Origin of the sequence: Tsukamurella sp. TY48, from assembly GCF_019656655.1 — a bacterium.
Lineage (GTDB): Bacteria > Actinomycetota > Actinomycetes > Mycobacteriales > Mycobacteriaceae > Tsukamurella > Tsukamurella strandjordii.
The window spans coordinates 570,077-596,531 of sequence record NZ_BPMV01000001.1; the positions used below are offsets into that span (position 1 = coordinate 570,077).

The 26,455-nt window shown below is 70.3% G+C and carries 28 protein-coding genes; 9 read left to right on the plus strand and 19 right to left on the minus strand.

The window, feature by feature from the left end:
- Positions 1-52 precede the first annotated feature (52 nt).
- Positions 53-661, minus strand: a complete 609-nt coding sequence (locus TTY48_RS02785) for an antibiotic biosynthesis monooxygenase (RefSeq protein WP_220656058.1) — start codon at positions 659-661, stop codon at positions 53-55.
- Positions 662-728: 67 nt separating this feature from the next.
- The gene (locus tag TTY48_RS02790; protein WP_220656059.1) at positions 729-1,154 is read right to left on the minus strand and encodes a hypothetical protein; all 426 of its coding nucleotides are present in this window, start codon (positions 1,152-1,154) and stop codon (positions 729-731) included.
- Between the two features lie 164 nt (positions 1,155-1,318).
- On the opposite strand from TTY48_RS02790, the gene TTY48_RS02795 reads away from it, so the two are divergent.
- Positions 1,319-1,972: an amino acid-binding protein gene (locus TTY48_RS02795; protein ID WP_220656060.1), complete on the plus strand. Its 654-nt coding sequence runs from the start codon at positions 1,319-1,321 to the stop codon at positions 1,970-1,972.
- On the opposite strand, the gene ligA is transcribed toward TTY48_RS02795, so the two are convergent.
- From ligA to TTY48_RS02820, 5 genes are all read right to left on the minus strand, one after another.
- Positions 1,965-4,043: an NAD-dependent DNA ligase LigA gene (gene ligA, locus TTY48_RS02800; protein ID WP_220656061.1), complete on the minus strand. Its 2,079-nt coding sequence runs from the start codon at positions 4,041-4,043 to the stop codon at positions 1,965-1,967. The two genes, TTY48_RS02795 and ligA, sit on opposite strands and share 8 nt — an antisense overlap.
- 39 nt (positions 4,044-4,082) lie before the next feature.
- Positions 4,083-4,526 (minus strand): hypothetical protein, encoded by a 444-nt coding sequence (locus TTY48_RS02805; protein ID WP_220656062.1) that lies wholly within the window; start codon positions 4,524-4,526, stop codon positions 4,083-4,085.
- 63 nt (positions 4,527-4,589) lie between these two features.
- The gene (locus tag TTY48_RS02810) at positions 4,590-4,958 is read right to left on the minus strand and encodes a glyoxalase superfamily protein (RefSeq protein WP_220656063.1); all 369 of its coding nucleotides are present in this window, start codon (positions 4,956-4,958) and stop codon (positions 4,590-4,592) included.
- Positions 4,959-4,975: 17 nt separating this feature from the next.
- Complete coding sequence (locus tag TTY48_RS02815; protein ID WP_220656064.1) at positions 4,976-5,635, minus strand: hypothetical protein; 660 nt, start codon at positions 5,633-5,635, stop codon at positions 4,976-4,978.
- Positions 5,636-5,644: 9 nt separating this feature from the next.
- Positions 5,645-6,487, minus strand: coding sequence for a TIGR03619 family F420-dependent LLM class oxidoreductase (locus TTY48_RS02820; RefSeq protein WP_220656065.1), 843 nt, complete (start codon positions 6,485-6,487; stop codon positions 5,645-5,647).
- 189 nt (positions 6,488-6,676) lie between these two features.
- Here TTY48_RS02820 and TTY48_RS02825 point away from each other — a divergent pair, with 189 nt between their 5' ends.
- Positions 6,677-9,070 (plus strand): hypothetical protein, encoded by a 2,394-nt coding sequence (locus tag TTY48_RS02825; protein ID WP_220656066.1) that lies wholly within the window; start codon positions 6,677-6,679, stop codon positions 9,068-9,070.
- A gap of 51 nt (positions 9,071-9,121) precedes the next feature.
- Positions 9,122-9,538 (plus strand): MmcQ/YjbR family DNA-binding protein, encoded by a 417-nt coding sequence (locus TTY48_RS02830; RefSeq protein ID WP_220656067.1) that lies wholly within the window; start codon positions 9,122-9,124, stop codon positions 9,536-9,538.
- Here TTY48_RS02830 and TTY48_RS02835 read toward each other — a convergent pair.
- The 8 genes from TTY48_RS02835 to TTY48_RS02870 form a co-directional block, all read right to left on the minus strand.
- On the minus strand, positions 9,519-9,923 hold the full coding sequence (locus TTY48_RS02835) for an Atu4866 domain-containing protein (RefSeq protein WP_220656068.1): 405 nt from the start codon (positions 9,921-9,923) through the stop codon (positions 9,519-9,521). The genes TTY48_RS02830 and TTY48_RS02835 overlap by 20 nt on opposite strands.
- A gap of 56 nt (positions 9,924-9,979) precedes the next feature.
- Complete coding sequence (locus tag TTY48_RS02840; protein ID WP_220656069.1) at positions 9,980-10,987, minus strand: hypothetical protein; 1,008 nt, start codon at positions 10,985-10,987, stop codon at positions 9,980-9,982.
- The gene (mnmA, locus tag TTY48_RS02845) at positions 10,980-12,077 is read right to left on the minus strand and encodes a tRNA 2-thiouridine(34) synthase MnmA (protein ID WP_220656070.1); all 1,098 of its coding nucleotides are present in this window, start codon (positions 12,075-12,077) and stop codon (positions 10,980-10,982) included. Before mnmA ends, TTY48_RS02840 begins: the two co-directional genes overlap by 8 nt.
- Positions 12,077-13,282, minus strand: a complete 1,206-nt coding sequence (locus TTY48_RS02850; RefSeq protein ID WP_220656071.1) for a cysteine desulfurase family protein — start codon at positions 13,280-13,282, stop codon at positions 12,077-12,079. Before TTY48_RS02850 ends, mnmA begins: the two co-directional genes overlap by 1 nt.
- A 49-nt stretch (positions 13,283-13,331) precedes the next feature.
- A complete protein-coding gene (locus TTY48_RS02855) occupies positions 13,332-14,204 on the minus strand; it encodes a 1-acyl-sn-glycerol-3-phosphate acyltransferase (RefSeq protein ID WP_220656072.1) in 873 nt (290 codons plus the stop codon).
- Between the two features lie 2 nt (positions 14,205-14,206).
- Entirely contained in the window at positions 14,207-15,010 is an 804-nt protein-coding gene (locus TTY48_RS02860; RefSeq protein WP_220656073.1) for a GNAT family N-acetyltransferase, read from the minus strand.
- A gap of 90 nt (positions 15,011-15,100) precedes the next feature.
- Positions 15,101-15,919 (minus strand): NUDIX hydrolase, encoded by an 819-nt coding sequence (locus TTY48_RS02865; protein ID WP_220656074.1) that lies wholly within the window; start codon positions 15,917-15,919, stop codon positions 15,101-15,103.
- Between the two features lie 54 nt (positions 15,920-15,973).
- A complete protein-coding gene (locus TTY48_RS02870; protein ID WP_220656075.1) occupies positions 15,974-16,339 on the minus strand; it encodes a hypothetical protein in 366 nt (121 codons plus the stop codon).
- A 105-nt stretch (positions 16,340-16,444) separates the two neighbouring features.
- Here TTY48_RS02870 and TTY48_RS02875 point away from each other — a divergent pair, with 105 nt between their 5' ends.
- On the plus strand, positions 16,445-16,891 hold the full coding sequence (locus TTY48_RS02875) for a MarR family winged helix-turn-helix transcriptional regulator (protein WP_220656076.1): 447 nt from the start codon (positions 16,445-16,447) through the stop codon (positions 16,889-16,891).
- On the opposite strand, the gene TTY48_RS02880 is transcribed toward TTY48_RS02875, so the two are convergent.
- From TTY48_RS02880 to TTY48_RS02890, 3 genes are all read right to left on the minus strand, one after another.
- Positions 16,878-19,064: a M13 family metallopeptidase gene (locus tag TTY48_RS02880; RefSeq protein WP_220656077.1), complete on the minus strand. Its 2,187-nt coding sequence runs from the start codon at positions 19,062-19,064 to the stop codon at positions 16,878-16,880. The two genes, TTY48_RS02875 and TTY48_RS02880, sit on opposite strands and share 14 nt — an antisense overlap.
- A gap of 202 nt (positions 19,065-19,266) precedes the next feature.
- Entirely contained in the window at positions 19,267-20,220 is a 954-nt protein-coding gene (locus tag TTY48_RS02885; RefSeq protein WP_220656078.1) for an electron transfer flavoprotein subunit alpha/FixB family protein, read from the minus strand.
- 30 nt (positions 20,221-20,250) lie between these two features.
- Positions 20,251-21,036, minus strand: coding sequence for an electron transfer flavoprotein subunit beta/FixA family protein (locus tag TTY48_RS02890; protein ID WP_220656079.1), 786 nt, complete (start codon positions 21,034-21,036; stop codon positions 20,251-20,253).
- Positions 21,037-21,243: 207 nt separating this feature from the next.
- Between TTY48_RS02890 and TTY48_RS02895 the strand changes: the two genes are divergently transcribed.
- Genes TTY48_RS02895 through TTY48_RS02915 form a run of 5 tightly spaced genes read left to right on the plus strand, consistent with a single transcriptional unit; the run spans position 21,244 to position 25,614 of the window.
- Positions 21,244-21,990 (plus strand): bifunctional 2-polyprenyl-6-hydroxyphenol methylase/3-demethylubiquinol 3-O-methyltransferase UbiG, encoded by a 747-nt coding sequence (locus TTY48_RS02895; protein ID WP_220656080.1) that lies wholly within the window; start codon positions 21,244-21,246, stop codon positions 21,988-21,990.
- Positions 21,991-22,010: 20 nt separating this feature from the next.
- Positions 22,011-23,510 (plus strand): glycoside hydrolase family 57 protein, encoded by a 1,500-nt coding sequence (locus TTY48_RS02900; protein ID WP_220658420.1) that lies wholly within the window; start codon positions 22,011-22,013, stop codon positions 23,508-23,510.
- Complete coding sequence (locus TTY48_RS02905) at positions 23,510-24,817, plus strand: glycosyltransferase family 4 protein (RefSeq protein ID WP_220656081.1); 1,308 nt, start codon at positions 23,510-23,512, stop codon at positions 24,815-24,817. Before TTY48_RS02900 ends, TTY48_RS02905 begins: the two co-directional genes overlap by 1 nt.
- A 10-nt stretch (positions 24,818-24,827) precedes the next feature.
- Positions 24,828-25,085, plus strand: a complete 258-nt coding sequence (locus tag TTY48_RS02910) for a hypothetical protein (protein WP_220656082.1) — start codon at positions 24,828-24,830, stop codon at positions 25,083-25,085.
- 4 nt (positions 25,086-25,089) lie between these two features.
- Positions 25,090-25,614 carry a GNAT family N-acetyltransferase gene (locus TTY48_RS02915; protein WP_220656083.1) on the plus strand — a complete coding sequence of 175 codons (525 nt, stop codon included), beginning with the start codon at positions 25,090-25,092 and terminating at the stop codon, positions 25,612-25,614.
- Here TTY48_RS02915 and TTY48_RS02920 read toward each other — a convergent pair.
- On the minus strand, positions 25,611-26,366 hold the full coding sequence (locus tag TTY48_RS02920; RefSeq protein ID WP_220656084.1) for an acyltransferase: 756 nt from the start codon (positions 26,364-26,366) through the stop codon (positions 25,611-25,613). The two genes, TTY48_RS02915 and TTY48_RS02920, sit on opposite strands and share 4 nt — an antisense overlap.
- Between the last annotated feature and the right edge of the window lie 89 nt (positions 26,367-26,455).

The following is a 26,455-nucleotide window of genomic DNA, read 5'->3' on the forward strand; positions in this document are numbered from 1 at the left end:
GTATCGATCGCAACCGCCCCGTCCCGCTTGACCGTTCTTGCTCAGCCGACGATCAGCGCCGCTCCAACCACGGCTTGAGCCGCGCGGTGATCCACGGCAGCACGAGGAAGACCATCAGCGGGGTGTTGATCAGGGTCGCGATGAGGGTGCGGCCCACCAGGCCCCAGCCGTGCGCGGGCAGGAAGTTCAGGTGCGGCAGCACCAGGAAGTTGATCAGCAGCGACAGCGGGAAGAAACCGAGCCAGATGGCCACGGCCTGCTTCCACCGCGGCGGCACCTTCACCACCGGCGCGGCGACCGGTCCGGTGCCGTGCGGCTGTGGATCGAACCAGCCCTCGATCCCCGAGAGCCGGTGCGTGGCGGTCTCCACCGCCATCCCCTCGCCGCGTTCGAGCCAGTGCTTGCGCACCCGCGACTGCTGCCATTCCGCGAGGTGCTCCTCGGAGGCGAACCGGTAGATCACGAAGTACTCGTCGGCCTGGTGGGCGGATCGCACCCATCCGCCGCCCAGGAATCCCGGGTAGGTGCGAGCCAGGGCGATTCCCGCATCGGTCCAGGCGACGAAGTCGTGTTCGCGGCCGGGCTCGATACGTCGGGCGACGGAGGTCAGCGAGGCCTTGTGGGCCGCTCCTGCCTCCGCCCGGGTGTCGGTGTGAGGCATGCGTACCAGTGTCGGCGCCGATGTCCCGTCGCACCAACCGGGGCGGTGTGATCTTGCCGACGTCGGATCAGCGGGGCAGCTCCGCATCCTTGAAGTTGTTGCCCCACGAGCCCGAGGAGCCGTAGGTCACCTTGGTGAACCGACGGTCGGCGCCCTTGCCGACCGGCGTGTGCACGTTGATCGTCACCTTGCGGGCGGTCTGCTTCCCGCGCGCGCAGTCGGGCTTGCAGGTGTTCTCCTCGATGGTGCCGACACCGGTCGCCATCTCCGGGCCCCACGCCTCATCCCAGGTGATCCCCACGATCCGCGAGTTCGCGTCGGCACACGACAGATCAATGGTCTTCGGCTTGACGGTGGGCTCACTGAGGCAGTTGCGGATCACCGGCGACTTCGGTGCGGGCTTGCCGGGCGCCGCAGTCGCGACGGCGGGGGCGGTGAGGGCCGTGGCTGCCACGAGGAGCCCGATCACGCGAGCAGATCCTGAAATGGTCATGTCGTTTCCGCCTTCCAGCAGTTCATCCATCGCCCGGATGGGCACCCGCTCCATTCTCCGAAGAAGCGACCCCTCCGCCAGTGCGGCTGCAAAGTCTTCACGGCTTCGTCACGGTCGGCGCACCGCGATCTGCACCCGCCGGGGCCTGGTGCCACAATCGGTGCGTGTCTTATCTCCTGCGTGTACGCCTGACGGACCGGCCCGGCAGCCTGGGCTCCCTCGCCGTGGCTCTGGGCACGGTGGGTGCCGACATCCTGTCGCTCGACGTCGTGGAGCGCGGAGAGGGCTACGCCGTCGACGATCTGGTGGTCGATCTCGGACCGCAGTCCCTCCCCGACACCCTGATCACCGCGGCCGAGGCCCTGGAGGGGATCAAGGTCGATTCGATCCGCCCGTACTCGGGGGTCCTCGACACGCATCGCGAGCTCGAACTCATCGATCACGTGGCGGGCGCGGGCCACGACCAGTTGCAGATGCTGGTCGATCAGGTGCCGCGCGTGCTGCGGGTGGGCTGGTGCGCAGTGCTCTCGAACACCCCGGATTCGCCGTGGCCGGTGTTCGGCTCCTCGGGACTGCCGGAGACGGCGCCGGCGGACCTCGGCTTCCTGCCGCTCAGCGGCCCCGTGGCCCTCGACGCGGAGGCGCAGTGGGTGCCGGACACCTGGCAGCAGCTCGACACCAAGCTCGCGGGCGCACCGCTCGGGGCCATCGGCAAGGTGGTGGTGGTCGGGCGGCCCGGCGGCCCCGACTTCCGTCCGTCCGAGGTGGCCCGCCTGGGCTACCTCGCCGGCATCGTGGCGACGGTACTCGTCAAGTAGCGTCGGGCGCGGCGAACGCCTCCGGGCCTTCAGCGAGCAGCTTCTCGAATCCGGCCTCGTCGAGGATCGGCACGCCGAGTTGCTCGGCCTTGTCGGCCTTGGAACCGGGTGCTTCGCCGATCACCACGAAGGCCGTCTTCTTCGACACGCTGCTGGCTGCCTTGCCGCCGCGGATCAGGATGGCCTCCTTGGCGCCGTCACGCGAGAAGTTCTGCAGCGAACCGGTGACCACGATCGACAGGCCCTCGAGATTGCGCGGCACCGATTCGTCGCGCTCGTCCTCCATCGTGACATCCGCGGCGCGCCACTTCGCGACGATCTCGCGGTGCCAGTCCACGGTGAACCACTCGACCACGGCCTCGGCGATCACGCGGCCCACACCGTCGACCTCGGCGAGTTGCTCGACGTCCGCGGCCTCGATGGCATCCAGGCTGCCGAGTTCCTGTGCGAGCGCCCGCGCGGCCGACGGTCCCACGTGCCGGATCGACAGTGCCACCAGCACCCGCCACAGCGGCTTGTTCTTGGCCACCTGCAGATTCGTCAGCAATCGCTGCGCGTTCGCCGACAGCGCGCCGCCGTCGTTGGTGAACAGCGGCACCTGCGCGAGCTGCTCCTCGGTGAGCGAGAAGACATCGCCCTCGTTGTGCAGCACCGGCGAAGCGGTGAGCGCCGACGCCGCCTCGTAGCCCAGGCCCTCGATGTCGAAACACGTGCGGCCCGCGAGATAGAACAGGCGCTCGCGCAACTGCGCGGGGCAGGTCTCGGTGTTGGGGCACCGGATATCGGCGTCGCCCTCCTTCGAGGGAGCCAGTTCCGCACCGCATTCCGGGCACTGCGTGGGCATGACGAAGGGCGTCTCAGTGCCGTCCCGCAGATCGACCACGGGGCCGAGCACCTCGGGGATCACATCGCCGGCTTTGCGGATGGTGACGGTGTCGCCGATCAGCACGCCCTTGCGCTGCACCTCGGAAGCGTTGTGCAGCGTGGCGAATTCGACGGTGGACCCCGCCACGGTGACCGGCGCCATGTACGCGTAGGGCGTAACCCGGCCGGTGCGCCCCACGTTGACGCGGATGTCGAGGAGCTTGGTGGTGACCTCCTCGGGCGGGTACTTGTAGGCGATCGCCCAGCGCGGAGCGCGCGAGGTGGCGCCGAGGCGACGTTGCAGCGCGATCTCGTCGACTTTCACCACCAGGCCGTCGATCTCGTGCTCGGGATCGTGCCGGTGCTCGCCCCAGTAGAAGACGCGATCGACCACGGCGTCGGCACCCACCACCTGCTTGGTGTGGTCGGAGACCGACAACCCCCAGGCCGCCAGCGCGCGGTACGCGTCGTGCAGCGACGACGGCGACCAGCCGCCCTCGATGCGCCCGAGGCCGTGGCAGATCATGCCGAGCCTACGCCGCGAGGTGATCTGGGGATTCTTCTGCCGCAGTGAGCCCGCGGCGGAGTTACGCGGATTCGCGAAGGGCGGCTTGCCCTCCGCCACCAGCCCCGCGTTGAGTTCCTCGAAATCGGCGAGGCGGAAGAAGACCTCGCCCCGCACCTCGAGCACGGCGGGGATCGGGAACTCGTCCGACGGGGTGAGCCGGTGCGGGATATCGCGCAGCGTGCGCGCGTTGAGCGTCACGTCCTCGCCGGTGCGACCATCGCCGCGGGTGGCGCCCCGCACCAGCACGCCGTCCTCGTAGACGAGGTTCAGCGCGACACCGTCGATCTTGAGCTCGGTGAGGAAGGTGACGGACTCCCCCACATCGCGCTGGACGCGGGCGATCCACTCGCGCAACTCGCCCTCGTCGAAGACGTTGTCGAGCGAGTACATGCGCTCCAGGTGGTCGACGGCGGTGAACTCCGTGGAGAAACCGCCGCCGACCAGCTTGGTGGGCGAATCCGGAACCGCCAGTTCCGGAAACGCGTCCTCCATCGCCTGGAGCCGCTTGAGCAGTGCGTCGAACTCGCCGTCCGAGAGGACCGGCGCATCCTGCACGTAGTAGCGGAACTGGTGCCCGCGGACCTCCTCCGCGAGCTCCTGCCACGCCCTGCGATCGTCTTCGGTCAGCTCCTTCGACATGCGCTCAGATTAGTCGGAGGCACTGACGAGCGATGACGACTACGGGCGCGGGATGACTCCGGGGCAGGGGCCGGTGGCGCCGTCGGGGCCGGAGCCGTTCTCATCGGTGCAGGGTGCATCGGTGGCCGGCGCGGGCGCCGGGGCCTGCGTCGGCTCGCACGGGCGGTTCGCACCGTCGGGGCCGTGGCCGTCCTTGTCGTAGCAGCCGGGGCTCGCGGGCTTCGGCGCCGGGGCCGGAGTCTTCGCCGGAGTCTTGGCCGGAGTCTGCGCGTTGGTCGGCTTCGGGGTCACCGTGACGGTGGTGCCACGCTGCTGGGCGGTGGTGCCGGCCACGGGAGTGACGGCCGCCGCACTGGCGCTCGACGACGTCGACGTGGTCGATGCCTTGTCACCGCCGCCGCATCCCCCGACGAACACCAACGCACCGGCCGCCAAGGTCACGCCGGCGGTCTTGAGTACGTTACGAGTGCTTGTGAAATTCATGTGACGAGCCTGCCATGTTCAATCGCAAAATTCGAGAAAGCGAAGTAATTCTTCGTATTCCGTTCACATAGCCTGAGCGAACCTCAGTTGGTTGCCCGACGGATCGGTCACCGTCACGGTGGGACCGCCGGGCCCATCCGGATCGAGGCCGGGCCGGGACCGGGGATGACGGTGCGCCGCGAGCTCCGCATGGAAGGCGGCCACGTCCCGAATCGGTATCCAGGCCACCGAATTCGGGCTGCCGTCGCCGAAGTGCTCGGACAGGTGCAACACGACATCGCCCGGCCGGACCTCCACGTACGCGGGAAGCTCGGGTTCGAATCGGTGCTCCCACTCGACGGTGAAACCCAGGTAGCCGGTGTAGAAGGCAAGCGCCTGATCACGCTCGAACATCCGCAGTACCGGAATCGCCGGTCCGCCGAACTCAGTCATACCGCGACGCTACCGACTCAGTTCTTCTCCACCGCGATGCCGACGACCATTCCCTCTGGGATCTGCGGGACGCCCCGCGCGTCGAAGCGGATGCCCACGGCGTCGTAGAGCGGGCGATAGCCCTCGCCCGCCGCGCGATACAGGGCGAAGTAGGCCGCGCTGTACTTGTCGTCGGCCATCGTGAGCTGCACATCGAGTGGCACGCTGCGGGACGCCTCGACCGCCTCGGCGAGGTACCGGACCTGCGGCACGGCTGAGCGCGGGACGACGGCGAGTTCGAGGGTGCCGCGATACACCACCGACGTGACCACCACCAGGTCCTCCGGTGGAACGGCCGCGGGATTCACCTGCTCGCTGCCGGGATACTTCGGTAGCACGCGCAGCCGGATCGGCGGGTTGCCATCGAGCAGGGCCGGCGTCCGCACCCCGATCCGAAGCGCGCGGCGGGTATCGGCGACGGACTTCCCCGTCAGGTTCTCCACGTACACCGTGGTGGTCCGGTTGCGAGCCTCCTCCAGTTCCTTCGGACTGATGGTGACCCCCGGGGCCACGGTGATCGGCTGGTCGGCGACGGGCGGCTTCGGAGTCGGACTCGGCGACGGTTCGGCCGAGGCGAGCCCGGAACCGCCGATCGCCACTGCGACCGCCACGGCCACTGACCAGAATTTCCGATTCATGAACCGAATCTAACGCACGCTAAGGACTCCGGCCAGCCCTTCCAGATACTCGGCGGCCGCCTGTTCGCTGGAATCGACCGCGGGATACAGCACATCCGTCACCCCCGCCGCCCCCCAGCGGGCCAACCGGTCCGGGTCGGGGCGGCCGTCCAGCGCGACGATGCGCGGCGCACCGTCGCGCCCGTGCTCACGCCACACCTGCGTGAGCCGGCCCGCCGCCTCCGCGATCCCCCGATCCTGCGGCGTGGTGATCCACCCGTCGGCGTGCCGCGCGACCCACGTGAAGTTCTTCTCGGTTCCGCCCGCGCCCACGAGGACGGGCACCGTTCCCGGCGGTTTCGGCCAGGCCCAGCTGGGCCCGAAGGAGACGAACTCGCCCTGGTATTCGGCTTCCTCGTCGCGCCAGAGCGCGCGCATCGCCTCGAGGTACTCGCGCAGCATCGTGCGCCGCCTCCCCGCCGGAACGCCGTGGTCGGCGAGTTCGTCAAGATTCCAGCCGAATCCCACCCCGAGTGCGACCCGGCCGCCGGAGAGGTGGTCGACGGTGGCGATCGTCTTGGCGAGGGTGATCGGATCGGCCTGCACCGGCAGCGCGACGGCGGTGGCGAGCTCGATCTTCTCGGTGACGGCCGCTGCGGCGGCCAACGCAGTCCAGGGATCGAGCGTGCGGAGGTAGCGGTCGTCGGGCAGCTCCGCGGTGCCCGTTCCGGGGTGTGCGGCATCGCGGCGCGTGGGGATGTGGCCGTGCTCGGGCACGAAGTAGGAGGCGAACCCCGCCCGTTCGATCAGCGGTGCCAGCCGCTGCGGTGCGAGCCCGCGATCGGAGGTGAACTGCACTATTCCAATGCTCACGCCATGGTCCACCACCCCAAAGTAGAACATGTTTCAGAGGTGCGTCCCACTTCGGTAAATCCGATCGCAGTAAATCGATCGCAAAGATTCACCGTGATGAAGATCACATGATACTCTTCGATCGCAAATTCGACAGCGCGCGCTGTCACTGCATATCCCCTGGGTACGTCGAGTCAAGGAAACCCCACTATGCCGATCGAATTCGAGCCGTCGCCGTCGTCCTCCGCGCCCGCGAACCGGGCCGCGCGCCGCCAAGCACGGACACCCCGTCGCACCACCCGCCGCACGTCGACCGCGTGGCGCACGGGGCTCGTGTCCCTCGCCGCCACCGCGGCGCTGGTGGGCACCGCCGCCGCCCCGATGGCCTCGGCGGCGGATACCGCGGGCAAGTTCGGTGACATCACCATCGGCGGCACGAACCTCCGCGATCTGGGTATCGACATCACCAAGCTCGACCTCGCCAACCCCGACCTCAGCGGCATCGACTTCCAGAAGGTGCTCGGCCTCCTCGACAATCCCGCCGTCGCCAAGATCGTCGAATCCTGCCGCACCGGCGCCCTCGGTGCGGGCGGCGGCGGCGCGAACGTGGATTGCGGCGGAGCCACCGGCACCGGCGCCGCGGTGATCCTCCCCGGCCGCATCGACCTCGCCGGCATCGCCGATCAGGTGACCATCAACCTCGGCCCGCGCGTCGGAATACTGGGCATCTACGTCCCGATGGGCCAGCAGACTCCGTTCGGACTGCTCAGCGTGCTCGGCGCGACGCCCGGATTCCCCCTGAACCTGGCCCTCGGCGCCTTCGGTCTCAGTGATATCGACCCGCTCGCCATGGGCCGCTACCAGACGCTGGACCAGCTCAAAGCCGCGGCGGCCCTGCCCGTGGTCATCGAGGGCTGGCTCATCAAGAAGGACAAGAACCTGGCGGCGCGCACCGAGGCGCTGAAGATCGCGAGCCTTCTCACCGGCAAGACCTACGACTACACGAAGCCGACGGTGATCGACGCCGCCCTGCCGACCCTCAACGGCAAGTCGACGATCCTCGGCGACGGGTACAACTTCGCGCTCGCCATGAACGGCGGTACCTCCCTCGCCCAGACGGCGAGCAAGCTCGCCCTCGCGATCGCCGGAGCGGACGGGTCCGACGTGGTCTCCAAGGCGCACGCGAACCTCGGCCTGGCCCTGGCGCTGAACATGAACACCAGCAAGGTGGGCCTCGACTGGTTCGGTTCGCCGCTGAGCTTCGACAAGCTCCAGGACTCGCAGGTGATCGAGAAGGTCCTCAAGCTGGCGAAGAACTTCAACATGCTGCCGGCCGGTATGAGCCTGGACCCGGCGTCGATCAACAAGTTCATGGACACGATCGACACCCTGAAGCTGCCCGACGTCAAGGAGGTCAGCTGCCTCGGCGTGGGCACCTCGGCATCCTCGTCCGGCCTCGGCGAGTGCGGCAACACCCTCGGCCTGTTCGACTATTACAAGGATCTGCGCACCGCCAAGGACGGCCAGAGCCGCCAGACCCAGTGGGGCCTCACGGATCCCACGTCGCTGTTCCTCGGCCAGGGCAACGCGCTCGGCCAGGTGCTCACCCCCGGCGTGCTGCAGCTGCTCACCGCGGTCGCCGGCGGTGACCTCAGCAAGGTCCCGTTCAACGAGCTCACCGGCCTGATGGAGAACCCCTTCGTCAAGGACGCGATCGCCGCGCTGCTCTCCGAGGACAAGCGCCTCAAGCTGACCAAGGACTTCGTCCGGTTCACCAAGGACGTCAAGACCACCGAGACCCAGCACCCGGTGATCGACGAGAACGGCAACGCCGTGCTCGACGAGAACGGCAAGCCGAAGTTCCAGACCTCGTCGACCTCGAAGACCAACTACCTGCTGACCAGTGACTACGGCCTGCGGTCGCCGATCACGCTGGACTGGTTGGGCTACCGCCTCACCGTGTTCCCGTCGGTGGAGGTCAACGGCACCGTGCGGCCGAACTACTTCGGCCTGCCCACGATCACCAAGATCACGGACGGCACGCCGAGCCTGCTGCCCAAGGTCGGGCTCATCGAGCTGGACAACCCGTTCGGCCTCGGCACGCTGCCGATCCTGCCCTTCGATCCGCTGGGCGCGTTCAGCTCGTGGACCAAGAGCATCACGCTCAAGGACGACGTGAACCGCATCCGCGAGGCGCTGCCCGCGGTCACGGCCGCGCTGCCGAAGGCCCCGGCCCCCAAGCCCGAGACCGACGGTGCCGTGCCGGTCACCGCCGTGACGGCCGGAACCTCCGCGTCCGACGTGGCCGCCGTCGCCTCCGAGCCGCGCGCCGCACGCTCGGCCCGGTCGGTGCCCGACGCGCCGGTCGAGGAGAAGACGACGGCGCCGAAGGCCGAGACGACCACCACGTCGACGCCGGAGCCGCAGAAGCCCGCGGAGGAGACCACCTCGCAGACCCCGGCGACGGAGTCGAAGACCGAGACCACGCCCGAGCCGAAGGCCGAATCCTCGTCCACGTCGAGCTCCACCTCGGGAGCATCGTCGACCACGGAGAAGACGGAGTCCGCCGATTCCGCGAGCACCACGGACAAGGGCGCCGCGTAGCGGTCGCGAACACCCCGATGAGGCATGCCGCCGAGCGTTAGGCTCGGCGGCATGCCTCATCCGATCATGTTCTCCGACGACGATCCGGTGCTCGCACGGCTGCGCGACGTGGCGCTCGCGTTCCCCGAGGCCACCGAGCAGATCGCCCACGGCCGCCCGACCTTCCGCTGCGGCAAGATGTTCGGCATGTACGGCGGCGGCACCAAGAAGACCGCCACGCAGCCGCACCGTCAGATCAACACCAGCGTGCTGTTCATCGCCGACCCGTCCGACCGTGAGGCGCTCGTCCAGGACGAACGGATCTACCTGCCCGCATACCTGGCCGGCGCAGGATGGCTGGGGCTCGATCTCACGATCGGCACCGTCGATTGGGACGAGGTGCGCGAGCTCCTGGACGCGAGCTACCGCCGGATCGCCCCGAAGCGGGCGATCGCGGCCCTCGACGCCGCTACTGGCGGCGCAGGGTGATCGACGGGAGCTTCAGCTCGTCGCCGCTGAGAGTGGCGGTCTCGCTGGACCCGCCGCGATCGCGCAGCACGATGGTGCCGCCGTCCACGGTGTAGTTGCCGCCGTAGGCGTTCGTGCGGCCGTTGAGGTCCTCCTCCCACGTCCCGTCGGCCTTGAGCCGCACCACCCAGTCGCCGTTGCTGTAGGTGCCCGGGACGTTCGCCGGGATCGGCGCTGCCGCCGCCGACGCGGCGGAGGACCCGGCGGGCGCGGAGGACACTGCGGCCGTGGTCGCGACCGTACCGGCGCTCGAGCCGCTGTCCGATCCGCTGGAGCAGCCCGCGGCGGCGCCGCCCATGATCAGCACCGCGACGGCGACTGTGCAATGACGAAGGAAAACGGTCATATTGCGGACATTACGCCCGTCCGACGCTCATCGCTCGACTTCGAGCGGCGACCGCCCTACTCCTCCGAGGCCTCCCCCAGGACACCCGCAATCGTCTTGCAGGCGCCGAGGATCGGGCGCACCCGGTCGTCGGGTGCCCCGGACAGGCCGCACTCCGGGGTCACCGTCGCACCGGCCAGGGCGCGGCGCGGCAGGCCGATCTCGTCGTAGAGCCGGATCGCTATTCGCGCAAGTGATTCGGGATCGAGCCGCTGCGTCCCGGTGGCGGGCACGAGACCGAGTCCGACAACGGTGCTCGCCTCCGCCAGCGTCCCGAAGCCCTCGTAGTCGGCCACGCCGAGCCGGGTCACGTCGAGCAGCGCCCCGTCGATCGGCACGCGGCGCACCACGTCCCACTCGATCGGACCGCACAGGTGCAGCAGCACCGGAGCGTCGACGGCCGCACACACCCGCGCCAGCAGCTCCGCGGCCTCCGGCGCCGGCACCCCTCGGATGGGGTCGAGGCGGGTGAGCGCGGGAACGGTGCCACCCACGACCGCCGACATCGACGGCTCGTCGAGTTGCACGATCACCTCGGCGCCGCAGCGGCGGCGCAGATCCGCGACGTGCTGGGCCAGTCCTTCGGCGAGCGAGTCGGCGATGTCGCGCAGCGCGCCGCGGTCGCGGGGCACCCGGTGGCCGTTCGGCAGCTCCAGCCCGGCGGCCAGCGTGAGCGGCCCCGCGGCCTGGGTCTTCACCACGCCGGACCCGCGGCGGCCCGCCACCTCGTAGGCCTCCTCGAAGGCGTCGAGGTCGCGCTGCAGGTAGTCGTCGATCAACCGCGCCGCCCGGCCGTCGGGCACGCCGATGCGGTATCCGGTGGTGGAGACGTCCACGCCGATGCCCACCAGCATTCCGGCCGACCGCCCGATCATGTCGGCGCCGAGGCCGCGGTTCGGCAGTTCGGGGAGGTACGGGACGCTCAGTTCGCCGACGACGGTGGCGGACGCCTCGCGCGGATCGGTCCCGGGGTGCGAGCCGATGCCCGTCACGGATCCGGCGAGCGGCGCGAGGGCCTCAGACATTCGCCGGGGCGTGCGCGGTGGAACGGATGGTGCCGGAGCCCAGCACCAAGTCCCCGCGGGTGGCGTCGGGTGCGTAGAGCACCGCGGCCTGGCCGGGCGCAACGCCCCGCAGCGGCTCGGCGAGATCCATCACGATGGTCTCGCCCTCGGCCCGGGCGGTCACGGGGGCGAGCCCGCCGTGCGCACGCACCTGGACCATGGCCTCGACGGGCCCGGCGGGCGCGGCGCCGGAGGTCCACACGGCACTGTCGGCCACGATCCGGGTGACGTCGAGCTGCTCGCCGCGTCCCACCCGGACCTCGCCGGTCGCGGCGTCGATGCCGGTCACGTAGCGGGGCGCACCGTCGGGTCCCGGTCCGGGAAGGCCCAGGCCCTTGCGCTGGCCGATGGTGAATTCGTGCACGCCGGAGTGCTCGCCGAGGCGTTCGCCGGTCTCGGCGTCGACCACCGCCCCCGGCCGCACGCCGATGCGCGCGCCGAGGAAGGCCTGGGTGTCGCCGGTGGGGATGAAGCAGATGTCGTGGCTGTCGGGCTTGTCGGCCACGGCCAGGCCACGCCGGGCGGCTTCCTCGCGGATGGCGGGCTTCGGGGTGTCGCCGACGGGGAACATGGCCCGGGACAACTGATCCGCGGTGAGCACGGCCAGCACGTAGGACTGGTCCTTATCGGCGTCGACGGCGCGGCGCAGCTCGCCGCCGGACAGGCGCGCGTAGTGGCCGGTGGCGACGGCGTCGAAACCGAGGGCGTAGGCGCGTTCGGCGAGCGCGGAGAACTTGATCTTCTCGTTGCACCGCAGGCACGGGTTCGGGGTCTCGCCCGCGGCGTAGGCGGCGACGAAATCGTCGATCACGTCCTCGCGGAACCGTTCGGCGAAGTCCCACACGTAGAACGGGATGCCGAGCACATCGGCGGCGCGGCGGGCATCGCCGGCATCCTCCTTGGAGCAGCAGCCGCGCGAGCCGGTGCGCAGCGTGCCCGGTGCCTCGGAGAGCGCCAGGTGCACGCCCACCACGTCGTGTCCGGCCTCCACGGCGCGGGCGGCGGCCACGGCCGAGTCGACACCGCCGCTCATCGCGGCCAGGACGCGCATCAGCGGGCCCCCGACGAGGCGAGTCCGGCGGCGCGGGCGCGCTCGACCACCTGGCCCAGGGCGTCCAGCACGGTGTCGACGTCGGCCTCGGTGGATTCCGGTCCGAACGAGAAGCGCAGCGAGCCGCGAGCGGCGTCGGGCGCGGTGCCCATGGCCTCCAGGACGTGGCTGGGCCGGGCCACACCGGCGCTGCACGCGGACCCGGTGGCGGCCTCGATGCCGCGCGCGTCCAGCAGCATGAGCAGCGAATCGCCCTCGCAGCCGACGAAGGAGACGTGCGCGATGCCGGGGAGCGCTGGCGCCCCGTGTCCGGCGCCGCCGTTGACGACGGCGCCCTCGATGCCGCGGACGCCCTCGATCAGCCGATCGCGCAGCGCTGCGCGGCGGACGGACTCCTCGTCCATCCGCGCGGTGGCCACGGTGAGCGCGGCCGCCATGCCCGCGGCGCCGGCCACGTTCGGGGTGCCGGAGCGGAGGTCGCGCTCGTGTCCGCCGCCGTGCGCCATCGGCACGCAGGCCACGTTCCGCCCGATCAGCAGGGCGCCCACTCCCTGCGGCCCGCCGAACTTGTGGGCGGCCACGGTGAGGGCGGCCAGGCCGCTGCCGTCGAAGTCGACCGGCACGTGGCCGGCCGCCTGGGTGGCGTCGGAGTGCAGGGGCACGCCGTCGCGGGCGCACTCGGCGACCAGGTCGGCGATGGGCTCCAGGGTGCCCACCTCGTTGTTGGCCCACATCACGGTGACCAGGGCGACGGTGCCTGCGGCCTCGTCGAGGGCGGCGCGCAGGTCGGCCGGATCGACGCGGCCCAGGGCGTCGACGGGCAGTAGGACCACGGTCGCGCCCTCGTGCTCGCCCAGCCAGTTCACGGCGTCGAGGACGGCGTGGTGTTCGACGGCGGAGGCGATCACGGTGGTCGCGGCCGGATCGGCCTCGCGGCGCGCCCAGAAGATGCCCTTGACCGCGAGGTTCACCGATTCGGTGCCGCCGCCGGTGAACACCACCTCCGACGGCCGTGCCCCCAGGTCGCGCGCGATCGATTCGCGGGACTCCTCGAGGATGCGGCGGGCGCGGCGGCCCGAGCCGTGCAGCGACGCGGCGTTCCCGGGACGTGCGGAGGCCTGCGCCATCGCGGCCAACGCTTCGGGCACCATGGGGGTGTCCGCGGCGTGGTCGAGGTAGACGGGGTTCTCACGGTCAGGACTCATCGCGTCCCAAGGATACGCCCGGCCGGGGCGTCCGCCGATCCGCGGACCGTCAGGCGGCGAGCGGCAGCCCGACCTGCTCGGCGAGGAACTCGCTGTCCGCGAAGACGGCGGCCTCCGCCCGTGCGGCGAGTGCCCTGCGGCCCGCGCGCGCCCACTCCTGCGCGGCGATGGTCTCCGTGGCGTGCACGCGGACGGCGACGCCGCGGGCTCCGACCACGCGGGCCAGGGTGTCGAGCTCGGTGTCGGCCCCCACGTAGGCGGCCACGGCACTCTGCCGGGCGCCGCGTACCGGCCCCGGGAGCCGCATCGAGTAGCGCAGCGAGACGGGGACCACGTCCACCCGGGCGTCGATCGCGGCCTGGAAGAACGCCGGCCGGAAGTCGCCGCGGTGGAATCCGCAGTAGGTGGTGCCCTCGGGGAAGACCGCCACGGTGTGGCCGCGGCGAAGCCGCTCGGCCACGTCGTCCACCCGGGCGGGCAGCTCGTGCAGCCGTTCCCGGCGCAGCGGGATGGCGCCGAAGGCGCGCATCAGGAGGGCAACGGCGCGGGCGTCGAAGATGTCGGCCTTGGCCACGAAGGCGGCCGGAGCGATCGAGGCGATGGCCACGATGTCGAGCAGCGACTGGTGGTTGGCCACCACCAGGGCGCGCAGCGGCACGTTCCCGACCGGCTCCACGCGGACGCCGAGCGCGAACAGCAGCGAGCGGGCGCCGCCCCGTATCACCACGCGGCGAGCGCGGGCCCCGAACGGATACACCAGTGCCAGTGCCAGGATTCCGCTGAGCGCCACCACGACGAACGCGGTCCACCGGACGATCCGCAGCCAGCGCGCGGTGGTCTGCGGCTCGTCCACAGAACACACCGCGTCGCACGCGGACTGCTGCTGCCAGTCGTGCCGCGGCAGCGTGCCGACGGGGATCATCGTCAGTCCACCGCCCCCGCGGCCTGCTGCAACCGCTCCAGGTACCGCACGTTGAACTTGGTGCGGTCGATGATCATCGGGAAGTCGGCCACATCGAAGACCGGATCGAAACTCGGGGCGCCGAGGATCTGCGCGTTCATCCGCAGGTAGCCGGTGACCAGCGGCGGGAAGGTGCGCCGCGAGGCGGGCTCGGCGGTGATCTCCTCCACCGGGTTGCGCGGGCTCACCGTCCAGGGGGCGCGGTGCTTGGCATCGACGAGTTCGCGCACCGCGCGCACCGTCGCGCCGCGGTCGTGGCCCTCGTACTGCATCGGCACGCTGACGGCGCCCACCGCGTAACGGATGCCGCGCAGATCGCTGTAGGCCAGCAGGCCCGCCCACATCAGGCACAGGACGCCGCCGGTGCGGTGGTCGGCGTGCACGCAGGCGCGACCCATCTCGAGCATGTGCGGGCGCAGGTGGTCGAGCTCGCCGAGCTCGAACTCGGTGGCCAGGTACAGCCCGCCGGCGGCGATGGCGCCGGGCGGCGGCAGGATCCGGTAGCAGCCGACGATGCGGTCGCTGGGCTTGTGCCGGATCACCAGATGGTCGCAGCAGCCGTCGAATTCGTCGGCGTCGCGACCGTCGGTGACGGCGGCCATCGATGCCTCGAAGCCGGGTTCGGTGCCGAAGACCTCGTAGCGCAGGCGCTGGACGGTGTCGATGTCCTCGGCCCGCGTGGTGAGGACGACCTCGTACTCGTCGCCGTGGATGAGTGTCTCGATTGCGGGGTGGCGGCCTGTGACCAGTGTTCCCGGTGTACTCATGGGGCTCACGGTCCGCCCGTCAGGCGACTCGCCGGTGAACCCCGCCTGAGCACGTTGGTGAACCCTTTAGGAACGAGGATGAATAACGGGCTACAGATTGGGGCGAGGCACGTTCGACGGCATGGAGGCGAAGTACTCGGCGGCGTCGCCGAAGGTCAGCGACTCGATTCCACCGCCGGCCGGCAGATCGGGCTGGATCGGCTCGATGACGCGTTCGGCGGCGAGCAGCTCGTCCACGGTGGCGGCGGCCGCCACCGCCCGCAACTGCGACCACGTGGGCGGCAGCAGGAAACACTCGCCCGCGGACCAGTCCGCCATGGCCCCGGATGCGGTGCGCCAGAACGCCTCGTCGACCTCGCTGGTGCGGTCGTCGGCCCGCTGTCCGTCCGGCAGCGCGGCGAGGAAGAAGCGGGTGTCGTAGCGGCGCTTCTCATTCTCCGGGGTGATCCAGTGCGCGAGCGGCCGCAGCAGGTCGGCGCGCAGCACGAGCCCTTCGGCGCGCAGGAACTCGGCGAGGCCGAGGTCGCGGGCCTCCAGCGCGGCGCGGGCCGGGGTGAGGGCCTGCACGTCGAGTGCGCCCCCGTCGGCCTTCGAGGCGAGGAGGACGCCGCACTCCTCGAAGGTCTCCCGCACCGCGGCGCACACGAGCTGGCGTGCCTCGCGCTCCGTGGCACCGAAGCGCTCGGCCCACCACCCGGCATCGGGTCCTTCCCAGGCGATATCGGCGTCGCCGTCGCGGGCGTCGACACCGCCGCCGGGGAACACCGTCATCCCACCCGCGAAGGCCATCTGCTGCACCCGGCGCTGCAGGAAGACCTCGATCCCGTCCGCGCCGTCGCGGACCAGGACGACGGTGGCGGCATCCTTGGGCTGCGGCGGGGCCGTGGGTGATTCGATGTTCGAGACCATCCGGTTACCGTATCCGAACCTCTTCCGCCGGTGTCCGGTTCGCCCGGTCCCGCGTCAGTCCCCCAGTCCGAGTGCGCTCGCCACCGCGGCCGCGGTGCACGCCGTCTCCCGGGCGAGCTCGGCGGTCTTCTCTCCGCCCTCGGCGCCCGCGTGCGCAGCCGCGGACTCGAGCAGTCGCGCTGCCCTCCGGTATCGACGCTCGTGGCCGCCGCCGTAGAAATGGTCTGGCGCGACGGCACCACCCGACGGCGGCACGTGGGCACCGAGTTCCGCGGCGAGCGCCTCCGATCGGTCGGACAGGCGCTCAAGCAGCTCCCCGATCGTGCGATCCCCCACCCGAACAGCGAGGTCCGCATCGGTCGCCTCCGATACCACCGCCGCGAATTCCTGCGCTGCACGCTGCAGTTCCGACGATTCCATGGCACACCCCCGTAGGTTCGAGTTCCGACGGTGCGGCGTTCCGCACACCATCATGCACCACGGTAGAGCATTTTAATGCACCACGGTAGACGAACTGGAGGATTCATGGCAGCCGAGGAGACCGCGCCCGAGCCGGACCTCGCGGAGTCCACCGGGCTATTCGGCCGACGGCTGATGGCCATCGAGGAGCCGATCCTGCGCGAGGCGGGGGTATCGATGTGGGAGTACGCGATCCTCACCACCCTCGCCCGCGGGGGCGCGGTATCGCAGGTGGAACTATCGCGACGGACGGGCCGCGACACCACCCGACTCGGCAAGCACCTCGGCGATTTGGAGGCCCGCGAGCTGGTCGCCAGGGAGCAGTCCGCCGATGCGCGCCGGCGGATTGTCACACTCACCGCGGCGGGCGAAGACGTCCAGCGCCGCGTGCGGCTCGCGGTCCGCACCGCCGAGGACGACTACCTCAGTACCCGGTTGTCCGTCGACGAGGCCGCGGCACTGCGCAGTCTCCTCGCCCGCGCCGCAACCGATTCCGCGGCTACCAGAGCTTGACGCGGTCCTTCGGGTCAAGCCACTCGCCGTCGCCCGGTTTGACGCCGAAGGTGTCGGCGAAGGCGTCGATGTTCTTCACCACCTGGTTGGTCCGGAACTCGGGCGGGGAGTGCACGGCCGAGGTGAGCGACTCCTTGGCCGCCTCGGGCCGGGTCTTGCCCTGCCAGGACCGGGCGTAGCTGAGGAACAAGGGAGCCAGGGAGGGCTCCGGCGACGGCGCGCCCGACGGTGCGCCCGACGACGGTGCGGTGCTGGTGGCGTCCGCGAACTCCGTTCCCTCATCGCGATTGCGCACCGCGATCCGGAAGGCGTCGATGGCGATGGACAGACCACCGAGATCGGACAGGTTCTCGCCGACGGTCATCGCCCCGTTGACCTTGTTCTCCGGACTGAGCCCGATCGGCACCAGCTGGCTGTACTGGGCGATCAAGGCCTGGGTGCGCTTATCGAATTCGGCGCGATCGGCGGGGGCCCACCAGTCCTTCACGTTGCCCTGCCCGTCGTACTTCGATCCCTGGTCGTCGAAGGCGTGGCCGATCTCGTGACCGATGATCGCGCCGATGGCGCCGTAGTTGACGGCCGCCTGATTGTCGGCAGAGAAGAAGGGCACCTGCAGAATCGCTGCGGGAAAACAGATCTCATTGTTCGTGGGGTTGTACGAGGCGTTCACGGTCTGCGGCAGCATGCCCCATTTGGAGCGGTCGACGGGCTTGGTCAGGGAGTCCAGATCCTGCGCGGTGTAGAAGTTCCTTCCGGCCCGGAGGTTGGCCGCCGCCGACTTCCCATCGGTCTGGAGCGCGGAGTAGTCCTCCCACTTGTCCGGGTAACCGAGCTTGGTGGTGATCTGGTCCAGCTTGGCGATCGCCGCGCTGCGGGTGGGCGGTGTCATCCACGTCGATCGTTCGAGGCTCGCCCGATACGCGGCCTTGAGATTCTCGACCAGCTTCTCCACCTGCCGCTTGGCATCGGCGGAGAAGTGCTTCTTCACGTACTGCTTGCCGAGCGCATCGCCGACCATCTGATCGACCATGGACACGGCGGTCTTCCACCGATCCGGCTGCTTCTCGGTGCCCTGGAGGGTTTTGGTGAACTCGAACCGGGCATCGCCGAAGGTCTGCGGCAGGACCACGCTGTACGAGCCGACGATGCCGATCCGCGCACAGTCCTTGAGCGTCGCGATATCCGTCTCCGCCCAGGCCTGCGCCGCCGCGGTGAGATAGCTGGGCTGCATCACCACGAGATCCTTCGACGCCTCCGGTTTGACGCCCTGGAGATCACGCCAGCGGGCCCAGTCGAAGCCCGGTGCCAGGTCCGTGAGCTGCGGCCACTGGTACACGTTGTACGTGGCGTCCACGTCGCGGTACTTCTCGTTGTCCCAGAGCGCGGCGGCCATCCTGGTCTCGAAGGCGAACACGCGGTTGGCCGCGCCCTCGGGATCGGGCAGCCCCGCCAACTCGGCGATCTTGCGGAGGTAGGCGCGGTAGTCGTCGCGGACCTTCTGACTGTTCGGATCGGTGTACTGCACCTTTTCCAGCCCGCCCCCACCGGGAGCCACTGTGACGATGTTCCGTGACGAGTTCTTCGAGTCCGGCCCGATCATGAGCGTGACCACACCCCACCCGCCGTCGGTCCGCTGTTGCGCTCCGACGACATCGAACAGCGCCGTCTTGTCTGCGGCGGAGTCGATCGCCGCCAGCATCGGCCGGATCGGCTCGATCCCCGCCGAGTCGATCGCGCCGACGTCCATGAACGCGCGGTAGACGTCGCGGATCTTCGCCTCCTCGCTGCCCGATTTGGGGTCGCGGATCGACTCGATGATCTCCTTGAGCTGCTGCTCGACCTTGTCCCCCAACTCCTCCATGGCGCCGGTCGAAACCTTGTCCGCGGGAAGCTGATAGCGGTCGTACCACCCGCCGTTGACGTGGCGGAAGAGATCGTCCTGCGCACGCACGCCCGGCGCGGATCCCGACATGTCCGGCCCGGTCAGCGCGCTGTACGGCTTCCGCGCGGTCGACGGTCCGCCGGACGTTCCCGAGGCCCCACATGCGGCGAGCGCGCCGGCGCCAGCCACGACGCCCAGGCCGAGGAGGAAGCGGCGACGGTCCACGCCGCGTCGGTCCCGGCGGTCCGGTCCACCGGGAGTGCCGTGTAGGTCGGAGTCCTCTGCGTGCATCGTCAGCCCCAATCGGAAGTCGCCCACCGAACCGATGTCGGTGATGCGATCAATCCTGGTTGCCCGCGGCGTGCAGCCGCATCCGTCGGGGAGCGACGACTCGGACCCGATCGGATGCAATACCCCGGCCGATCGGTGGGGGCACGGCACGAACGAGCCCCGTCCGGCGTACCGGACGGGGCTCGTCGACGTGCAGCGGGTGTCAGCCCTTGTGAGCCTTGACGGCCTCGGTGAGCTGCGGGGCGACGTCGAACAGGTCGCCCACGATGCCGTAGTCGGCGATCTCGAAGATCGGGGCCTCTTCGTCCTTGTTGACGGCCACGATGGTCTTCGAGGTCTGCATGCCGGCGCGGTGCTGGATGGCGCCCGAGATGCCCAGGGCGATGTACAGCTGCGGCGACACGGTCTTGCCGGTCTGGCCGACCTGGAACTGGCCCGGGTAGTAGCCCGAGTCGACCGCGGCACGCGAGGCGCCCACGGCGGCACCGAGCGCGTCGGCGAGCTCCTCGACGACCGAGAACTTGTCGGCCGAGCCCACACCACGGCCACCGGAAACCACGATCGAGGCCTCGGTGAGCTCCGGGCGGCTGCCGCCGGTCACGGGGTGCTTGGCGGTGATCTTCACGGCGTTCTCGGCGGGGGCCGGAACCTCCGCGTCGACGATCTCACCGGCACCGGCCTGGCCGTCGGCCTCGATGGCGCCGGGGCGCACCGAGTACACCGGGACGTCGCCGCCGGCCTGAGCCTCGACGGTGAAGGCACCACCGAAGATCGAGTGGACGCCGGCACCGGCGGGCTTGACCTCGATGACGTCGACCAGCAGGCCGGAGCCGAGGCGCGCGGCGAGGCGGCCCGACACCTCCTTGCCCTCGAAGGTCGCGGCGGTGAGCACGGCTGCGGCGCCGTTCTCGGCCAGTGCGGCGAGCACATCGACCTTGGGGGTCACGAGGTAGTTGTCGGCGTCGGCCGACTCCGCGCGGTAGATCTTGGCGGCGCCGGCGGCCTTGAGCTGGTCGGCGATCGCGTCGGTGGTGCCGGGGGCGCCCACGACGACGGCGGCGGGCTCACCCAGCGCCTTGGCGGCGGTCAGCAGCTCGGCCGTGACCTTCTTGATCTTGCCCTCAGCCTGCTCGACGAGAACGAGTACGTCTGCCATATCGGATTCTCTCCTTAGTGTGAGGGGGTCTTAGATGATCTTCTGGCCGATGAGGAACTGCGCGACCTTGCTTCCGCCGTCGCCCTCGTCGGTGACCTTCTCGCCCGCGGCCTTCGGCGGCTTCGGGGTGACACCCGAAACCTGGCTGCCGGCGTTGGCGCCGCCCACCTCGTCGTTCTCCACGCCGATCTCGGCGAGGGTGAGCACGTTCACTTCCTTCTTCTTCGCGGCCATGATGCCCTTGAAGGAGGGGAAGCGGGGCTCGTTGATCTTCTCGTTCACCGAGACGATGGCGGGCAGCGAGGACTCGACCTCGAAGACGCCCTCGTCGGTCTCGCGCTCACCCTTGAGGCTCTGACCGTCGACGGTCAGGCTGCGCAGGTGGGTGAGCTGCGGCAGGCCGAGGTACTCGGCCAGGATCGCGGGCACGGCGCCGACGCGGCCGTCGGTGGCCTCGTTGCCGGCGATGACGAGCTCGACGCCCTCGATGGTGCCGAGCGCGCGGGCCAGGATCCACGCGGTCTGGATGGCGTCCGAGCCGTGCGCGGCGTCGTCCTGCACGTGAACGGCCTTATCGGCACCCATCGACAGCGCCTTGCGGATCGCGTCGGTCGCGCTGGCGGGGCCGAGCGAGAGCACGGTCACCTCGCCGCCGTCGGCCTCCTTGATCTGGAGCGCCTGCTCAACGGCGCGCTCGTTGATCTCGTCGAGGACGGCGTCGGCCGACTCGCGATCGAGGGTGTAATCACCGTCGGTGAGCTTGCGCTCGGAGTAGGTGTCAGGGACCTGCTTGATCAGTACGACTACGTTCGTCATTGGTCTTCGTCGACCTCCTGGATCATCGGATACTCGTAGGGCACATTCTCACACTGCCGTCGGGGCATCAGAACCTCGCCCCACCGCAGGCTAAGCCACTCGAACTTAGCACCGCCTCACGGCACTGTTTAACGCCAGAGTAAGTTACCGGACAGTAACTGTCCATGTGGGCTGGCCCACCCGACGAAGAAGACTAGGCTCGACAGAATGTGTGACGCGCTGCCCTTGACCGGCGAGCGGACGGTTCCCGGCATCCCCGAGGAGAACTACTGGTTCCGCCGGCACGAGATCGCGTACCTGGCGATCGCCGACCGGTACGCGGACCGCACCGTGTTCGAGGCCGGGAGCGGCGAGGGCTATGGCGCCGCGATGCTCGCCGACGCCGGCGCCACGGTCACCGCACTCGACTACGACGAGGCGGCCGTCGCGCACGTGCGCTCGAACTACCCGCAGGTGACGATGCTGCACGGCAATCTCGCCGAGCTCCCGCTGGACGATGCCTCCGTCGACGCGGTGGTCAACTTCCAGGTGATCGAACACCTCTGGGACCAGCCGCAGTTCCTCCGCGAGGTGACCCGCATCCTGCGCCCCGGAGGCGAGCTCGCGATCTCCACGCCGAACCGGGTCACCTTCTCCCCCGGCCGCGACACCCCGCTCAACCCCTTCCACACCCGGGAACTGAACTCCGCCGAGCTCGTCGAGCTGCTGGAGGACGCGGGCCTCGAGGTCACCGAGAAGCTCGGCGTGTACCACGGCGAGCGGCTGGCCGAACTGGACCGCCGCCACGGCGGCAGCTTCATCGACGCCCAGATCGAGCGGTCGCTGGCGGGCGAGCCCTGGCCCGAGGAGCTCTCGCGCGATGTGGCCGCGGTGGCGGCCACCGACTTCGACCTGCGCGCCGACGCCCCCGACAGCCTCGACCTGTTCTTCTACGCCCGGAAGCCCACGCCGTGACCAGCAGCCGCGAACCCGGGATGATCGCCTTCGTCCTGCATTCGCACCTGCCCTGGCTCGCGCACCACGGCGCGTGGCCGGTGGGCGAGGAATGGCTGTACCAGTCCTGGGCGGCGTCCTATCTGCGGGTCGCCGAGGTGCTCGACCGTCTCGCCGCGGAGGGACGCACCGACCAGCTCACCCTGGGCATCACCCCGATCCTGGCCGCCCAGCTCGACGATCCCTATTGCCTGCACGCCATGCACCAGTGGCTCGGCGATTGGCAGTTGCGCTCGCACGAGGCCGCGCTCTCGGGCCGGCCCGCAGCAGCGGAACTCGGTGCGCGCGAACACCGCAACTCCGCGCACGCGCTGGAGCTGTTCGAGACGCAGTGGCGGCACGGCGGCACCCCGGTGCTGCGCCGCCTGGCCGACGCGGGCACCGTCGAACTGCTCGGCGGTCCCCTGGCGCACCCGTTCCAGCCCCTGCTGCACCCGCGCCTGCGCGAGCTCTCGCTCCGCGAGGGCCTGGCGTACGGCCGGTCGCGGCTGGGCCAGGAGCCCGGCGGCATCTGGGCGCCCGAATGCGCGTACGCGCCCGGTATGGAACGGGGATACCAGGCTGCGGGCGTTACCCACTTCATGGTCGACGGGCCCACGCTGGGCGGCGATACCGCTCTCGCCCGTCCGGTCGGCGATTCCACGGTGCTGGCCTTCGGGCGCGATCTGCCGGTGAGCTACCGGGTGTGGTCGCCCAAGTCCGGCTATCCCGGTCACGCCGCCTACCGCGATTTCTACGCGCACGACCACTCGACGGGTCTCAAGCCGAGCCGGGTGACCGGGAAGAACGTGGCGGAGAAGGACAAGGCGCCGTACGACCCGGAGCTCGCGGACGCCGCGATCGACAAGCACGTCGCCGATTTCGTGGACACCGTGGTCGCCCGGCTGCGCACCGAGAGCGGGCGCATCGGGCGCGACGCGCTGGTGGTGGCCGCCTTCGACACCGAGCTGTTCGGGCACTGGTGGTACGAGGGCCCGATCTGGCTGGAGCGCGTCCTACGGGCCCTGCCCGAGGCGGGCGTGCGGGTGGGCACGTTGCGTTCGGCCATGGCGGCGGGCTACGTGGGCGAGCCCCGTGAGATCGCCGCCAGCTCGTGGGGTTCCGGTAAGGACTGGCGGGTCTGGGAGGGCCCGCAGGTCCGTGAGTTCGTCGAGCTCAACGAGGACATCACCACCACCACGCTGCGGGTCCTGGACAAGCGCGCGGGCCGCCAGCGCGACCGAGTCAGCGATCAGGTGCTCACCGAGGCCCTGATGTGCCTGCAGTCCGACTGGCCCTTCATGGTCTCCAAGGACACGGCGGCCGGTTACGCCCGTGATCGGGCCTACAAGCACGCGCACGCCCTGCGTGAGATCGCCGAGGCCGCCGAGCGCGGCGACGAGGCGCGCGCCGAATCGCTGGCCCGGGGCTGGCGACAGGCCGACGATCCGTTCCCCGGCCTCGACGCCCGGCGCCTCCCGGCGCCGCTGGGAGGATTCTGATGCGTGTCCTGCTCGTCTCCTGGGAGTACCCGCCCGTGGTGGTCGGCGGCCTCGGCCGCCACGTGCACCACCTCGCGCTGCAACTGCGCGACCAGGGCCACGACGTGGTGGTGCTCTCGCGCCAGCCCACCGGCACCGACCCGCGCAGCAACCCGACCACTGATCAGCGCCTCGACGGGATCCGCGTGATCATGGCCGCCGAGGACCCGCTCGCGCTGGAGTTCGGCACCGACATGATGCCGTGGGTGCTCTCGATGGGGCACTCGATGCTGCGCGCCGGGCTCCGCCTGGCCGGGTTCAATCCCACTGCGGGCGAAGACGCCGGGCACGGCGCGGGCACCGTCGGGCGTCCCTGGGTGCCCGACGTGGTGCACGCGCACGACTGGCTCGCCGCGCACGCCGCGGTCGGGCTCGCCGAGGCCTTCGACGCGCCGCTGGTCGCCACCATCCACGCCACCGAGGCCGGCCGGCACAGCGGCTGGGTATCGGGGCCGGTGAACCGTCAGGTGCACTCCACGGAGTGGTGGCTCGCCAACGAGGCCGACGCCGTGATCACCTGCTCGCGGTCGATGTCCGACGAGGTGAACCGCCTGTTCGGCCCCGGGATCGCGCAGCTGCACACCATCGCCAACGGCATCGACGTGGAGCTGTGGCCGTACCGCGACCGCGCCACGATCGCCGCCCGGCCCGGTCCGCCGCGGCTGCTGTACGTGGGCCGGCTGGAGTACGAGAAGGGCGTGCAGGACCTGGTCGCCGCGCTGGCGCGGGTGCGGCGCACGCACCCCGGCACCACCCTCACCATCGCGGGCGACGGTACCCAGGCCGAGTGGCTGCGCGAGGTGGCGCGTGAGCAGAAGGTGATGCGGGCCGTGCAGTTCACCGGTGCGCTCGACCACGATGAGCTGGTCGCACAGCTGCATTCGGCCGATGCGCTGGTGATCCCCTCGCGGTACGAGCCCTTCGGCATCGTCGCGCTGGAGGGCGCCGCGACGGGCATTCCGATCATCGCCACCACCGCGGGCGGCCTGGCCGATTTCATCCGGCCGGGCGAGACGGGCGTCTCCGTCGACCCCGCCGACGTGGCCGGTCTCACCGCCGCCATCCGCGGGGTGCTCGACGATCCGTTGTCGGCGCATCGCTGGGCCGCGGCGGCACGCACCGAGGTGGAGGCCCTCACCTGGGAGGCGGTCGCCTCCGAGACCGCGCAGGTCTACCTCGCCGCGAAGCGCCGGCCCCGGAACCCCTTGGGCCGCCGCGTGATCGACGAGCGTCCGCTGCCGGAACGGGACCCCACCAACCCGGTGTAGCGTGGGCGGCATGAGTGTTCGCCCGGAAGACGTTCTCCCCGATGATCAGAACACGGCCGATTTCGGCGGTATGGCGCTCCGCAAGGGCACCGTCGCCGCGTTCGTGCGGAACGCGCAGCGCTTCGACGAGCTCCCGGACGACGCGCCGGAGGCTGCCGAGCTGAAGCAGGCACTGTCCGAGGCGGTTCCTCAGTTGCGCGCCATCGGTGTGCTCGATGTCTTCGCGCCGGTCTCGCCGCGCATCCGGGCCATCGTCGACGAGGCGTGATCGCGTGCTGATCCGGCAGGAGCTGCCCGGCGATATCAGCGCGATCGGCGATGTCCACCGCAGCGCCTTCGCATCGATGGCTCCCGCCGGCTCCGCCGAGCCGGTCGAGGTGGGACTGGTCGCCGCACTGCGGGATTCGACCGCATGGATCCCGGAACTCTCACTCGTCGCGGAGGCCGACGGCGCCGTCACCGGGCACGTCTGCCTCACCCGCGGCACCGTCGACGGGCGTCCCGTGCTGGCGCTCGGCCCCCTGGGTGTGCGCGCCGACGTCCAGGCGAGCGGCACCGGTTCGGCGCTCATGCACGCCGCGCTCGGGGCCGCCGATGCGCTCGGCGAGGCCCTCGTGGTGCTGCTCGGGCACGCGGACTACTACCCGCGGTTCGGCTTCGTTCCCGCCGAGGGGCTGGGCATCCGGCCGGATGTGGCCGAGTGGGCGGGCGAGGCGTTCATGGCGCGCGCCCTCACGGCGTACTCGCACGACCTCACCGGCGAGTTCCGCTACGCGCAGCCCTTTTACGAGCTCTAGTCGTCCTGGGGCAGGCCGCGGGCCTCGGCCTTCTTCCGCTCGATATCGGCCAAGGCGCGCTCGAGCTCCGCTCGCTCGGCCACGCTCGCGTCCCACATCTCCTTGCGGTTCTTGACCACCTTGGCCGGCGAACCGACGGCGATCGAGTAGGGCGGAATCTCCCCGCGCACCACGGCGTGCGCGCCGAGCACGCTGCCGTGGCCGATCAGGGTGTTGCGGGTCACGGTGACCTTCGTCCCCACCCAGGTGTCGCCGCCGATCCGCACCGGGCCCTTGATGATGCCCTGGTCCTTGATCGGGATGTGGATGTCGTCCATCTTGTGGTCGAAATCGCAGATGTAGCACCAGTCGGCCACCAGTGAGGCGGGGCCGAATTCGATGTCGAGGTAGCAGTTGACCACGTTGTCGCGGCCGAACACCGACTTGTCGCCGATCCGCAGCGAACCCTCGTGGCAGCGGATCTTGTTGGAATCGCCGATGTGCACCCAGCGGCCGATCTCCATCCGGCCGAGGCCCGGCGTGGCATGGATCTCCACGTTCTTGCCGAGGAAGACCATGCCCTTGAGGATGATGTGCGGGTTCGCGATCCGGAACTTCGCGAGGCGGAGGTAGCGCACCAGGTACCAGGGGGTGTACGCCTTGTTCTTCAACACCCAGCGCAGCGAGGCGAGGGTCAGGAACCGTGCCTGCGTGTCGGCCGATCGCGCGTGCCGCCAGCGCGTCCGATACGGGGCGTTCCACATGCTCGTCATAACGGGGAAGCCTATCGGGCGGTGCGTCCCGGCGGTCCCGCACGGCCACCGCGATAGTCTGTGGGGCGATTGACGGTGCCACGGTCGGC